Source organism: Micromonospora sp. DT227 (assembly GCF_049841835.1).
Classification (GTDB): Bacteria; Actinomycetota; Actinomycetes; order Mycobacteriales; family Micromonosporaceae; genus Micromonospora.
In genome coordinates, this window is record NZ_JBNCLA010000001.1 from 1075607 (window position 1) to 1087533 (window position 11927).

The following is an 11927-nucleotide window of genomic DNA, read 5'->3' on the forward strand; positions in this document are numbered from 1 at the left end:
TCAGCCCACCGGCACCGCGGCCGTCGTGGGCGCGGATTCGGGAAGGATCCGCCGGACGTCCGGCATCGTCGCTGTCTCCGCTGCCCGGGGGCGGGGCGCGACGACCGGCGCCGGCGGGGGCGTCGCGTGGTCGAGGAACCGCAGCAGTTCGACGGGGAACGGCATGACGAGGGTGCTGTTCTTCTCCGCGGCGACCTCCACCACCGTCTGCAACAGTCGCAGTTGCAGGGCGGCGGGATCGGCGGCCATGGTGGCGGCTGCCAGGGCGAGCTTCTCGGCGGCCTGGTACTCACCGTCGGCGGCGATGACCCGGGCGCGGCGTTCACGCTCGGCCTCGGCCTGACGTGACATGGAGCGTTTCATCGATTCCGGCAGCGCAACGTCCTTGACCTCGACGCGCTCGACCTTGACACCCCACGGACCCTCGGTGGGTGTGTCGATGATGCCGGTGAGTGGGTGGTGGAGAAGTCATTGGCGGGGCGGCGGCCGATCGAAGCGGTGCTGCCCCCTTCGTTGTCCCACACCGCGTCCGCGGCGGAGCCGGTCGCCGTCGCGGCCCGGGGCCCGACCGGTGCGCCGGCCAGGATGTCGGGCGCGCGCCTGAGGTTGGTCGGGTCGGCGGCGGTCGCCATCGCCCACTCGGCTGCCGCCCGTGGCGTGGCGGGCGGTACCACCAGCAGATCGACCTGTATGTCGCGGCCGGTGGTGGCGACCAGCAGGGCGGGGTCGAGGGTGTCGAACCAGCCGATTCGGACCATGTCCGGTCCGACGGTGAACCGGCGGGTACGGCCTTCCCAGGTGTGGATGTTGAGCATGAGATGCCGGATCCGGCCGTGGCGTTCGGACAGGGCGAGGACGAGGCCGGGGAGTTCGGCGGCCGGGTCCCAGGAGCGCGGCCACCACCCGCCGTCCAGGACCGCCCGGTCCCGGGTGGGGGCGAGGACGAGCCGGGGCGCGGACGGCGCCGGCGCGGGGGACGTGGCGAGTCGTCGCGGGCTGACGGACATGGCTCAGCCCCCCTCACGCGGTGGGCGGGACGGCAGCGGGACGCCGATGACGTCGGTCGTCGACGGGGGAGTCGGGCCGGACCCGGCCGGGTCGCCCGGCTGCGTGACGGGACGGCGGTCGAGCATCCTCAGCTGCACGATCCGGGCGGTGCCGGGCAGGGCGACGAGCAGGACCCCGAAGACCGCGGCCAGCAGCAGCGCCACTCCCATCGGCAGGGTGCCGTGTGCGCCGAGGAACGACACCTCGGCGCGTTGCCCGTTCTGCAGTACGAAGATCAGGAGCAGCAGGAGCACGACCGCGAACACCACGGCAGCGACCCACACGCCGCCGATTCGTGAGCGCTTCACCGGCCGCCGCGGGGGCACTGCGCGAGAAGCATCGGTGCCGCCACGGGCGCCTGGCGAGAAGGATCGAACATGACTGTTCCGAGGTGCGGTCATCACGAACCGCCGCCTTCCGATGAGGATCTGGCGCGCCTGGACGCCGTGGTGCGCTGGCGCGTCTGGATGATGACGGGCCTGCGACCGACTGTCGCGGTCCGACGTGCCGGTGCGAGGGAAATGCCTGGCCAGGAATGCGACGGAGATCCGGCGGCCTGACCGGTGCATGGGATGCGGCGGGTGGCCAGCACGGTGACCTCGATCGGTGGGGGTGCGTCCGCCAGCGGCGGACTGTCCAGCCACCGGGGTCCCGAGCGACACCGCAAGCGTACGCTTCCGCGACCGGCTCGTCAGCCGCCGGAGCCGTCGCGGGTCCGGTGGGCCGCCGGTCGCGCCGTGGCGTCACGCGGGAGTACGGTGTGACCGTCGCCCGGGACCTCGGCGCCGTACGGCAGTGCGTCCGTTCGACTGATCCGGGTCGGAGTCAGCAGTGGGCAAGGGCAATCCGGGGCGCGGCGATCCGATGAACGTCGATCGTCGGCGGCTGTGGGCTGTTCTCGTCGATGCCGCCCGGGGTGGCGCCGTCGCGGTCGATCATGTCTGCGCGGCGGCGGTCTCGGTTGCGGGCGTCGACTCCGCCGCCGTCGCAGTGGTCCTCGATGCCACGCCGCGCGAGCTGCTGTACGCCACGGACCGGACCGCGTCGGAGCTGGAAGAGCTGACCCTGACCCTCGGTGAGGGGCCCGGCATGGACGCGACCACCGGTGGACCTGTCCTGGTCGCCGATCTGACCGTGCCGGAGTGCCGGAACCGCTGGCCGGTGTTCGCGCCCGCCGCGGTGCTCGCCGGGGCCGGTGCGGTATTCGCGTTGCCACTTCGGGTGGGCGGGATCCGCCTCGGTGTCCTGGACCTCTACCGGGTCGGTGCCGGTGAACTCGGGGCGGAGCAACTGGCCGACGCACTGGTCCTGGCGGACACGGCATGCGCGGTGCTGCTCGACGACGCGACGCGCCACAGGGTGGACCAGGACGATCAGTGGCCCGAGGGGACCGGCCTGCACCACCCCGAGGTGCACCAGGCGACTGGCATGATCACGGTCCAGTTGGGAGTGACGGCGGCGGTGGCGCTCGTCCGGTTGCGCGCCTACGCGTACTCCCAGGACCGGCGCCTCCGGGACGTGGCAGCCGACGTCGTCGCCCGCCGCCTGCGTCTCGGCCCGACCGGGACACCTGGTGGCCGAAATGGGTGAACAGGGGATCGGCGCCAGTACGGCGCGTTACGGACCATCCCGCCGGGCGACCGGCGGAGACACAGATAGACGAGGTGACTGACATGGCCGAGACCCCGCTGGCCGACATTTTCGTGGAGATGGCCGACACTCTCGTCGACGACTTCGACGTGATCGAGTTCCTGCACGTGCTGACCGAGAGGTGTGTCGAGCTGCTGGGTGTGTCGGCGGCCGGGCTGCTCCTGACCGACCAGCGGGACACGCTGCAGTTGGTCGCCGCCTCCTCCGAACGCACCCGACTGCTGGAGCTGTTCCAGCTCCAGACCGACCAGGGGCCCTGCCTCGACTGCTTCCGTACCGGGCAGCCGGTGTCGGTCGCCGACCTGACCCGGACCACCGCCCGATGGCCGAGGTTCACCGCCGCCGCGGCCGAGGTCGGCTTCGCCGCGGTGCACGCCCTGCCCATGCGCCTGCGCTCCGAGGTCATCGGCGCGCTGAACCTCTTCGACGTCCGGCCGGGGGCCCTCGACGAGGACAAGCTCCGCATCGGTCAGGCGCTCGCCGACGTGGCCACCATCGGACTGCTGCAACACCGCGCCATCCACCGGCGTGACATCCTCACCGAACAGCTACAGACCGCCCTGAACAGCCGCGTCCTGATCGAACAGGCCAAGGGCGTTCTCGCCGAACGCCTACAGGTGGACGTGGGTCAAGCCTTCGCGATCCTGCGCGACGGTGCCCGCAGCCGCAACCGGCGACTGTCCGAGCTGTCCCAGGCGATCGTCGACGGCTCCGAGCAGCTCGCGCCGGGGCCGGTCACCCACCGGTCCGGCTGACGCCCGGGTTCGACACCCGAGTGCGCTTCCCAGAGCCCATCCGGGTGTCGGTCGGGGGGATGAAGGCGTACGGTTACGGTGTCGCCCGGGTCCCCGGTGGCCGCTAGTCTCGCCGCCACCAGCCCGTTAGGGGCATTGGAACAATGGTCACCTCCGCCGTGACATCCACAGCCGTTTCGTCCCCTCCACCGCTGAGCCCGACCACGGGGAACAGCGAACACCTGTTGCGTCAACGCGCAGCCCTGAACGCCGATGATCCCGACCGCGCAGGGCTGCGTAACCGGATCATCGAGGCGAACCTGCCGATGGCGGGTCGACTGGCCCGCCGGTACACCGGCCGCGGGGAGTCCTACGACGACCTGGCGCAAGTCGGCGCGCTCGGCCTGATCAAGGCCGTCGACGGATACGACAGCAGTCGGGGCGTGCCGTTCGCCGCCTATGCCGTTCCGACCATCCTCGGCGGCATCCGGAGGCACTTCCGCGACACGGCGTGGGCGATCCGGGTCCCGCGGGAGGCCCAGGAACTGGGTGCACAGGTGCCCGAGGCTCGGGGCAGGCTGGCGCAGCAACGCGGTCGCCAGCCGACGGATCGAGAGCTCGCCGACGACCTGGAGGTGACCGTCGCCCAACTCGGGGCCGCCGTCGCCGCCCTCGGTGCCTACCGCCTGGTGTCGCTGAGCGAACCGCGGCCCGGTGCCGACGGCACCGATCGTCGGGCGCTCAGCGGCGCCGCCGACGCGGGATACACCGGCGTGGACGATCAGCTCACCCTCGGGCTGCTCCTCGCGGCTCTTCCCCCACGCGAACGCCGGATCCTGACCATGCGGTTCTACGGCGACCTGACCCAGGCGCAGATCGCCACCCGGGTCGGGTTGTCCCAGATGCACGTCTCCCGGCTGCTGAGCCGTTCGCTGGCCCAACTGAGAGCCGGGATGCTCCGCTGACCGATCGCCGGCCGGACCGCTCAAGCAATCAGGCCGAATCGTCGAGATCACCAGGAGACGATGACGTGGCCGTTCGTCCGATCGCCACTACCGGGTCGCCGCCGGTCAGCGGGACATCCACCCCCTTGACCTTCGGGGGGCGGGTCAGGCGGGCCCTTGACGTCCGCGCGCTCCGCCTGCGGGTGTTCTTCCTGGTGGCCGTCCTGCTTCTGCCCTTGGTGCTCGTCGCGACGTTCGCCGACCGCTGACCGCTGACCGCTGACCACGACCGTCCCGAACGACTGATCGAGGGGATAGACGATGAGGATCGCCAGACACCGGATCGTTGCCGCGCTGCGCGAGCGCGGACAGCAGACCAGAGCCGAGTGGGTCGAGCGGGAACTGCCGGAGCGGGTGGACCCCGCCAAACACGCGGGGCTGCTCGCCACCCTGCGTCTCGATCCGGCCGACCTCGCCGACGCGCCGTCCCGGTGAGGGTTGCCCTGCTCGGTCCGGTCGCCTGGCGCACGCCGCCCCACCGCTACGGTCCCTGGGAGCACGGCCGGCTGATCCGCTCCGCCGACGTGGTCGTCCTGCCCTACGACTCCCCGCGAACAGGTCACCTCGGGGGTGCTCATCGAGGCGGTGGCCGCCGGGGTACCCGTCGTGGCCACGGCCTTCCCGCACGCCGTCGAGCTGCTCACCGGCGGCCCCGGTCTGGTCGTACCGCATCAGGATCCGGTGGCACTGGCCGACGCGATCCGGCGGATCCTGACCGAACCGGGCCTGGGCGCGCGGCTGGCCGGCCGCGTCCGGCCGCTGGCCGCGAACCTGCGCTGGCCTGCGGTGGCGGCCCGCTACGGCGCGCTCGCCGAGCGGCTCGTCGCCGCCCGCCGTCCCGCGGTCAGCGCGGCGTCGGCGTGACCGCGACCACCGGGCTGCCCAGCATGCCGGGCAGCGGCCGCCGGCATCCGACGCCCCAGCCGAGCTTCGCGCACCTGAGCCGGTTGAGTGACGACACCGGCCTGTTCGAGCACGCCCGGCACGCCATCGCCCGCCGCGAGCACGCCCGGCACGCCATCGCCCGCCGCGAGCACGGCTACTGCACCGACGACGTCGCGCGCGGCCTGGTCGTCACCTGCCGCGAGCCGGAGCCCGCAGCGGAGGTGCTCCGGCTGGCGGAGCGCTACCTCGCGTTCCTCACCCACGCGCAGGACACCCGGGGCGCCTTCCGCAACCGGCTCGGCCACGACCGGCGCTGGGCCGACGAGCCCGGGCTCGGCGACTGGTGGGGTCGCGCGCTGTGGGGGCTCGGCACCGCCGCGGCCCGCAGCCCCGCGCCGTGGATCCGCGAGGAGGCGCTCGTCGCGTTCAGCCGGGGTGCCACCCGACGCGCCCCGACCCCGCATGCGATGGTCTTCGCCGGGCTCGGCGCGGTCGAGGTGCTGCGCCGCCACCCGGCCCACGCCGCTGCGGCCGCACTGCTGGCGGACGCGGCCAGCACGATCGGCGCCCCCGGAGCCGACCCGCTCTGGCCCTGGCCACAGGCACGGCTGACCTATGCCAACGCGGCCCTCGCGGAGGTCGTGATCGCCGCCAGCCAACTGCGCCACGACGGTCCGTCCCTCGACGGCGGCCTGCGGATGCTGACCTGGCTGCGCGACCTCCAACTGCGCGACGGGCGGCTGTCGGTCGTACCCGCCGACGGTTGGGAACGCGGTGCGTCGCGGCGGCGCCACGATCAGCAGCCGATCGAGGTCGCCGCGTTCGCCGACGCCTGCGCCACCGCCGCCGACGTCACCGGCGATCCCGCCTGGGAGGCCGGGGTGCGGCAGGCGGTGGGGTGGTTCCTCGGTGACAACGACGTTGGCACGCGGATGTGGGATCCGGCGACCGGCGGCGGCTACGACGGGCTGACCGCGCACGGACCCAACCTCAACCAGGGCGCCGAATCCACCCTCGCGCTGATCTCCACCCTCCAGCACGCCCGGCGGTGGTCGTGACCGACACGTTGGCAGTCCGGCACGGCACCAGTGCCGCGCCGACGGCGAGACCATCGGCCTGACCTGCCTGGGCGGTGCGAACCGGTGGCAGGAACCGGTGCCGCTGCACGCCCCGCGGGACAGTTGGGAACTGATCCAGGTCGGCAACTGCGGATCCCCCATCGCGACCGACGCCGGCTGGCTCGTGCTCACCCACGGCGTCGGCTCATCCACGCCGACGAGCTGCGGTTGCCGTACGGGACCAGCGACGCCCGGGTCGGTTCCGTCACGGTGTTGGTGGCCGCGCTCCTCGATGCGATGGCACGATCGCCGTACCGCCCCGCCGCACCGGCAGCGGAGTAGGCTGGGGGCGTTCGCCCCGGACCCCGGCGACGTGCTTCGCGTCCATGCCGGGAGGATCCATGAGCACCATCGATCAGACAATCCCAGCGGCGCCGCCAGGGGCGCGGCGCCGTCGTGGCAGCGACTACGCCGAACTGTTGAGTCGGGTGCGCCGGGCGGGTCTGCTCGACCGTCGCCCGACCTACTACCTGGTCCTGATCGCCGCCAACGCCGCGCTGGTCGTCACGGGCTGGACGATCTTCGTGCTGGTGGGGGACTCGTGGTGGCAACTGGTCACCGCCGCGTACCTCGCCGTGGTCTTCACCCAGAGCGGTTTCCTCGGCCACGATGCCGGCCACCGGCAGATCTTCCGGTCCAGGCGCGCCAACCACCTGGTCGGGCTGGTGCACGGCAACCTGGCCATCGGGCTTGCCTTCGGCTGGTGGGTCGACAAGCACCATCGCCATCACGCCCACCCCAACACCGAGGGCCGCGACCCCGACATCGCGGGTGAAGCTCTCGCGTTCACCGGGGCGCAGGCCGACCGGCGGCGCGGTGCGGGACGGTTGCTCGCCCGCCACCAGCGGCTCCTGTTCTTCCCGATGTTGTTGCTCGAAGCCGTGTCCCTGCACGTGGCCAGCGTCCGTGCGTTGTCCCGGTCCACCTACCGGGAGCGTGGCCGGGAGGCGCTGCTGCTCGGGCTGCACGCCGCCGCATACCTCACCGCGGTCTTCGTGGTGCTGTCCCCGCCGCGCGCGGTGGCCTTCGTCGTCGTACAGCAGGGCCTCTTCGGGCTGTACCTGGGATGTGCCTTCGCCCCCAACCACAAGGGCATGCCGATCCTCGGTGCGGACGAGGAGGTGGACTTCCTCCGCCGCCAGGTCCTCACCTCCCGCAACGTCCGTGGCAACCGGCTGACCGACTTCCTGCTCGGCGGCCTGAACCACCAGATCGAACACCACCTGTTCCCCAGCATGCCCCGCGCCGCACTGCGCCACGCCCGGCCGATCGTCCGCGCCTTCTGCCGCGAGCACGACCTGCCCTACGTCGAAACCGGGCTGCTCGACTCGTATCGGCAGGCGCTGCGCCACCTGCACCGCGTGGGGCGCAACGCCCAGCCGGCCGGAGAATTCGCGTCATCCGTCGAGCTGACCGGACCGACGGGACCGACGGGACCGGCGGCGCGGCTGCGCGAGGCGGAGAACGTCGATCGTCGATGACATGCGCGTCGTCGGCCGGGGGGCGAGTAGGGCCTGAGGGGCGTCCCCAGCTTTTCGCTCAGGGCGACCTCGCTCGGGCCGGACCGGCTACCGCAGAGCACGGACTCGCCTGCTGGGCCCGGCCGCGATCGCCAAAGGGCGGGGGAGGCCCGCAGGCCACCGCGGGCGTACCGGCGTGACGCCCCGACAGCCGACGCCGACGGCAGCAGACTCCAGGAGTCTGTCCGGACCCGCGCCCAGACATCGAAAGCCCTGACCCACTACTCCCGATCACGCGCCTACTACGACAAGAAGAGAGCCGAAGGAAGACCCACCGCCAAGCCACCGCCGCCCTGTCCAGACAACGCCTCAACGTCCTCTGGCCTGCATCCGCGACAAGACCCCCTACCAGCCCAAACCGCTAAGATCAGCAGAGGTGGCGCTGTGTGACTCGCGTAGAGACACCTCCAGCGGATGCCAACCGGGGTGAACCGGTGCCGACGCGGGTCACTGCGGCCGATCGCCGGTCGCAACCGGGGTTCGTGTGCTCCGGGTGTGGTCCTGGGCTGGGCGAACGGCGGTCCGGAGAACGTGGGTGAACGTGGGCCACTCCCTGCCACCCCAGGTGAACCCCCAGGTCGCTAGACTGGGCCCTCGCGCCCTCGTAGCTCAGGGGATAGAGCATCGGTTTCCTAAACCGTGTGTCGCAGGTTCGAATCCTGCCGGGGGCACCAGGCAAAACGTAGATCCATTGATCTTGTGATCGATGGGTTGGCATCACCTTGGCATCACGACTTCTGCGACACGCCGAAATCGTGATGCCGGGCGGTGCCCGGTGGGCCCCAGCTCCCACCGGGCCGCCGGCGGTCACCGCCGAAGGCTACGCACGTTCGATCCACCGTCGCGCAACTCCGCGGCCCGCTTGTCCAGGGCTACCTGCGCGCGGGCCAGGGTGCCCTCCGCGCTTCGCATCGCGCCGAGTTGGCGCTCGACTGCGGCCACCCGCTTCGCGGTGGACCGGGCGACTCGGCCGGCCGCGGCCAGGCTGCCGCACCGCTCGTCGATAACGCCCTTCAGCTCGTCGACCGCCTCAGCGATCTGGCCGACTGACTCGCTGACGTCGGTGACCATCTTCTTGATCTCGGAGATGTCCTCCTGGGCCGACGCGCGGTTGCTGCCCTCCAGGAGCGCCGAGCTGAGCAGCAGGCACAATGCGCCGATGACGAGGGTGCCCGAGAGGACGCCGCCGACGGCTACGCCGCTGCTGGGCACTTCAACCTTCGACGCGAGGAGGGCGAGAAGCCCACCGAAGGTCATGAATCCGAGTAAACCGGCAACGAAGCCGGCGACCTTCCAAGCGAAAACCTTGCGCATGGTTGCTCCAACCAGAGTTGCGGGGAGGGGGTTGGAGGTTGTGCACCTCCTGGGCGCGGCGTCGTCTGAACGCTTGCCCCAGTGACCGCGAGGGCGGTCCTGGGCGGCATCAAGCGGGCCGGGAGCCGGGAGTCGGCTGCCGGCCGGTCGCCGTGACATCCGGGTGCCGGGTCGTGCCCACGAGCCGCAGCTCCGGGAGCGCGGGCCCGGCCGAGCGAACGCCAGCCGGACTCGTGCCAGATGCCGAAGCCTCGATCCCGCCACGCGCGGGTTGTTCCACGGGGTTGTCGCCGCCGAACTGAGGAGCATCTTCGGTTGTGTTCACGTCGCCATCTGACGCGGTGCCAGGTAGACCGGCAGCAGCCTGCCGGCATTTCCATTGCTCGCCTCGGTCAACGGACGACAACGAGGACGTAGGAACGCTGGTCCCATGGGTGGCGCCGATGGCGACGGTATGAGTGCTGGTCCCGGTCCTCGAAGCGGTAGGGGCCGGCTTGGTAGCGAGCGGGCCGCCTGGAGCGGCCTGGGGAAGGGCGGCCCGAGGCGGGGAGCCGGTTACTGGATCCGGAGTGGTCGGTGAACTGGCCGGAGGCGTGGTGAGGGCGCCACCGACGATGGGCACGCGCGGATCATTCAGCACGGGACCGGTGACCGGCTCGGTGAGATCCAGGACCGGATCCAGGACAGGTCCAACAACAGGCCCCATCTGTTCGACGATGGGCCGCAGTTGCTGGTCGACCTGCTGGACGACCTCGCCTACAACGGGTACGTCGACGACCTCGCGGAGCACCGGGCTTACGACCTTGTCGGTCACGGGACGCGTGGTGGTCAGCACCGGGTCAGTGATCGGCTTCAAGGGCTTAGTGGCGGCCTTCGTCAGCCCGCCGACGACTTCGAGGCCACCGCGGACGGGTCGGGTGCTGGCCCTTGGGGGGCGTCGCTTCGTCGGACTCGTCGGGCCATTCTGGGTGCTGGCGGCCACGCGCTGGGACTCGGGCCGTTCCGTCGCCTGCGTGCCCTTCTCGTCTCGTGTACGTGACGGGTTGCGGTCGCGAGATTGCTGGGGATGATGTCCGGCGTTCGGCTCGCTATCTGCCGCCTGCCGGTCTTCTGGCCGAGGGGCATCGCCCTTTCGGAGGTTGGGCGGCGCGGGAAGCACTACCTTGATGACGTCGCCAACGCTCACCGTGAGGTTGTGGACGACCGTTGGTCGCGGCTTGTCAGAGGCGCTGGCTTGCCCGGGTGTTGCAGCGTCGAATGCGAGGGCGGCGCCGGCCATGCCGAGGCACAGTGCGCCGAGGCGGAGCGCGGTCCTCATTGACCTCAAACGCATCGCGCCAGCACCCCCCGGTGGCTGAGACGTTCCACTTCTCTTCGTGCCGCAACCGGTTCCGCTCGATCTTCAAGGTCCCGGCGGCGGGATTGTTAAGGCTGTACCTTTTCTCAAAAGTCGCGGACAGCAACATGCAGAGAACGCACTGTTCACCATTTGCACACAGTGACTGACTTCGCCAATGTCACCCTCCCGTGCGGCTCCGTACACTCTTCGTGATCATGGACGGGCTTCGCGGGCCGATCTTCGGCCTTGCTCAACTGTCGGCAACGACCTGCGCGAACTCGAACGGTGCCGCGGGGAACCGGAAGGTGCGCCGTCCGATAAGCGCAAAATGCGCGAGGACTGCTCACGTTCAGAGCCTGCCGAGCGCTCATCTCTCGGATGACCGCGTCCCCAGCGACGCGCCGCAGCGCCTTGACTCTGCCGAGAAGTACCTACGTGCCAGCGCCGCAGACCGGTCCGATACCACCGGCATCCACGAAGCCGCAGCGGCCACAGCAGCGGCACACCAGCCACCGACAGCGAATCCCCGAGGGAGTGCGCCAGCACACCCCACCCGACTGCGGCAGGAACCCACCACCACACGCCATCGCTGGCGACCACCACCGCCACCGTCGCCACGGCAGCGAACACCGACGCCCCGAAACGGCCCCGTAGCTGCCACGGCAGCACCCCACGTACCGCCAATCCGACCGTCGCCCAGATCACCGGACCAGCAACCCACCCGCCCACCAATGCGACCCCAGAAGCAAGCAACAACGCGACGACAGCGGCGAACACCAGCGTGTGCGTGATCCCGCGATGCCCGTCGTTCAGTCCTCGCCGCGCGCAGTGCTCGCATGTAAGCACCTGCAACCGCGCCGACGCGCCCCCGATCCGCTGGGCGAGCCGCTGCGTCGCCGGGCCCCCCGACCAGGAGATGGTGGACCGCGGAAAGTCGATGTCCGGGATCAGTGATGCGCCGGCGGTTACCGCGGCGCCAGCGAGCGCCACGCTGATCGACGGGGGGTGGCCGATCGTCGGAAGGAACGCGCACCCGGCCAGCCAACTCGCTGCGCTGGTCCAGCAGTGCGTGCGCGCCATCATGGGGTGTCCGCCTTCAGGTGCACGATGACCGGTGCGGGTAGGAACCGCTCAGCGCGGGTGGAGTGGCGTTCGGTGAACTGGTGCTCGACGTCCACCACGCGGTACCGGCGGCGTCCCCACAGGCTGTGCTCCAGCACGACGGCCTGGCCCTCGGCCGGCACCGTCCCGTACTTCGTGCTGCCCACCTCTCGGCCGTCGGAGACGAAGTTCAATGTCATCAGCATCTTCTTGCT

The 11927-nt window shown here is 71.0% G+C and carries 13 protein-coding genes, 1 tRNA gene and 2 pseudogenes; 10 read left to right on the forward strand and 6 right to left on the reverse strand.

Annotated elements, in window-relative coordinates:
* The 3 genes and pseudogenes from ACLQ2W_RS05285 to ACLQ2W_RS05295 all read right to left on the reverse strand — a co-directional run.
* A pseudogene (locus ACLQ2W_RS05285) lies at positions 1 to 453 on the reverse strand (SPFH domain-containing protein); the annotation flags it as partial.
* Complete coding sequence (locus ACLQ2W_RS05290; RefSeq protein WP_425785440.1) at positions 360 to 1007, reverse strand: DUF5994 family protein; 648 nt, start codon at positions 1005 to 1007, stop codon at positions 360 to 362. The pseudogene ACLQ2W_RS05285 and the gene ACLQ2W_RS05290, both read right to left, overlap by 94 nt.
* A 3-nt stretch (positions 1008 to 1010) precedes the next feature.
* Positions 1011 to 1331 carry a LapA family protein gene (locus ACLQ2W_RS05295; RefSeq protein ID WP_425785441.1) on the reverse strand — a complete coding sequence of 107 codons (321 nt, stop codon included), beginning with the start codon at positions 1329 to 1331 and terminating at the stop codon, positions 1011 to 1013.
* A gap of 580 nt (positions 1332 to 1911) precedes the next feature.
* Here ACLQ2W_RS05295 and ACLQ2W_RS05300 point away from each other — a divergent pair.
* The 10 genes and pseudogenes from ACLQ2W_RS05300 (at position 1912) to ACLQ2W_RS05345 (ending at position 8632) form a co-directional block, all read left to right on the forward strand.
* A complete protein-coding gene (locus ACLQ2W_RS05300; protein WP_425785442.1) occupies positions 1912 to 2637 on the forward strand; it encodes a GAF and ANTAR domain-containing protein in 726 nt (241 codons plus the stop codon).
* 83 nt (positions 2638 to 2720) lie between these two features.
* Positions 2721 to 3452: a GAF and ANTAR domain-containing protein gene (locus ACLQ2W_RS05305; RefSeq protein WP_425785443.1), complete on the forward strand. Its 732-nt coding sequence runs from the start codon at positions 2721 to 2723 to the stop codon at positions 3450 to 3452.
* 224 nt (positions 3453 to 3676) lie between these two features.
* Positions 3677 to 4396 (forward strand): SigB/SigF/SigG family RNA polymerase sigma factor, encoded by a 720-nt coding sequence (locus ACLQ2W_RS05310; RefSeq protein ID WP_425785444.1) that lies wholly within the window; start codon positions 3677 to 3679, stop codon positions 4394 to 4396.
* A 65-nt stretch (positions 4397 to 4461) separates the two neighbouring features.
* Positions 4462 to 4644, forward strand: coding sequence for a hypothetical protein (locus tag ACLQ2W_RS05315; RefSeq protein WP_425785445.1), 183 nt, complete (start codon positions 4462 to 4464; stop codon positions 4642 to 4644).
* A 52-nt stretch (positions 4645 to 4696) separates the two neighbouring features.
* Positions 4697 to 4870: a hypothetical protein gene (locus ACLQ2W_RS05320; protein WP_405093210.1), complete on the forward strand. Its 174-nt coding sequence runs from the start codon at positions 4697 to 4699 to the stop codon at positions 4868 to 4870.
* A gap of 135 nt (positions 4871 to 5005) precedes the next feature.
* A complete protein-coding gene (locus tag ACLQ2W_RS05325; protein WP_425785446.1) occupies positions 5006 to 5299 on the forward strand; it encodes a glycosyltransferase in 294 nt (97 codons plus the stop codon).
* A 23-nt stretch (positions 5300 to 5322) separates the two neighbouring features.
* Complete coding sequence (locus ACLQ2W_RS05330; RefSeq protein ID WP_425786018.1) at positions 5323 to 6378, forward strand: glycosyltransferase; 1056 nt, start codon at positions 5323 to 5325, stop codon at positions 6376 to 6378.
* A 410-nt stretch (positions 6379 to 6788) separates the two neighbouring features.
* Positions 6789 to 7919, forward strand: a complete 1131-nt coding sequence (locus tag ACLQ2W_RS05335; protein WP_425786019.1) for a fatty acid desaturase family protein — start codon at positions 6789 to 6791, stop codon at positions 7917 to 7919.
* Between the two features lie 249 nt (positions 7920 to 8168).
* Positions 8169 to 8388, forward strand: a pseudogene (locus ACLQ2W_RS05340) (hypothetical protein); the annotation flags it as partial.
* 168 nt (positions 8389 to 8556) lie between these two features.
* A tRNA-Arg gene (locus tag ACLQ2W_RS05345) sits at positions 8557 to 8632 on the forward strand.
* Between the two features lie 133 nt (positions 8633 to 8765).
* Here the strand turns inward: ACLQ2W_RS05345 and ACLQ2W_RS05350 are convergent.
* The 3 genes from ACLQ2W_RS05350 to ACLQ2W_RS05360 all read right to left on the reverse strand — a co-directional run bounded on the left by ACLQ2W_RS05350 (position 8766) and on the right by ACLQ2W_RS05360 (position 11918).
* Positions 8766 to 9272 (reverse strand): hypothetical protein, encoded by a 507-nt coding sequence (locus tag ACLQ2W_RS05350; protein ID WP_425785447.1) that lies wholly within the window; start codon positions 9270 to 9272, stop codon positions 8766 to 8768.
* A gap of 1552 nt (positions 9273 to 10824) precedes the next feature.
* On the reverse strand, positions 10825 to 11694 hold the full coding sequence (locus ACLQ2W_RS05355) for a metal-dependent hydrolase (RefSeq protein WP_425785448.1): 870 nt from the start codon (positions 11692 to 11694) through the stop codon (positions 10825 to 10827).
* Entirely contained in the window at positions 11691 to 11918 is a 228-nt protein-coding gene (locus ACLQ2W_RS05360; RefSeq protein ID WP_425785449.1) for a hypothetical protein, read from the reverse strand. The genes ACLQ2W_RS05355 and ACLQ2W_RS05360 overlap by 4 nt, the downstream gene beginning before the upstream one ends.
* Positions 11919 to 11927 lie beyond the last annotated feature (9 nt).

Coding starts and splice junctions, on each gene's coding strand:
- ACLQ2W_RS05305 (WP_425785443.1), top strand. CDS start 2,721: ATGGCCGAGACCCCGCTGGCCGACATTTTCGTGGAGATGGCCGACACT.
- ACLQ2W_RS05360 (WP_425785449.1), bottom strand. CDS start 11,918: ATGCTGATGACATTGAACTTCGTCTCCGACGGCCGAGAGGTGGGCAGC.
- ACLQ2W_RS05330 (WP_425786018.1), top strand. CDS start 5,323: ATGCCGGGCAGCGGCCGCCGGCATCCGACGCCCCAGCCGAGCTTCGCG.
- ACLQ2W_RS05300 (WP_425785442.1), top strand. CDS start 1,912: ATGAACGTCGATCGTCGGCGGCTGTGGGCTGTTCTCGTCGATGCCGCC.
- ACLQ2W_RS05355 (WP_425785448.1), bottom strand. CDS start 11,694: ATGATGGCGCGCACGCACTGCTGGACCAGCGCAGCGAGTTGGCTGGCC.
- ACLQ2W_RS05350 (WP_425785447.1), bottom strand. CDS start 9,272: ATGCGCAAGGTTTTCGCTTGGAAGGTCGCCGGCTTCGTTGCCGGTTTA.
- ACLQ2W_RS05320 (WP_405093210.1), top strand. CDS start 4,697: ATGAGGATCGCCAGACACCGGATCGTTGCCGCGCTGCGCGAGCGCGGA.
- ACLQ2W_RS05290 (WP_425785440.1), bottom strand. CDS start 1,007: ATGTCCGTCAGCCCGCGACGACTCGCCACGTCCCCCGCGCCGGCGCCG.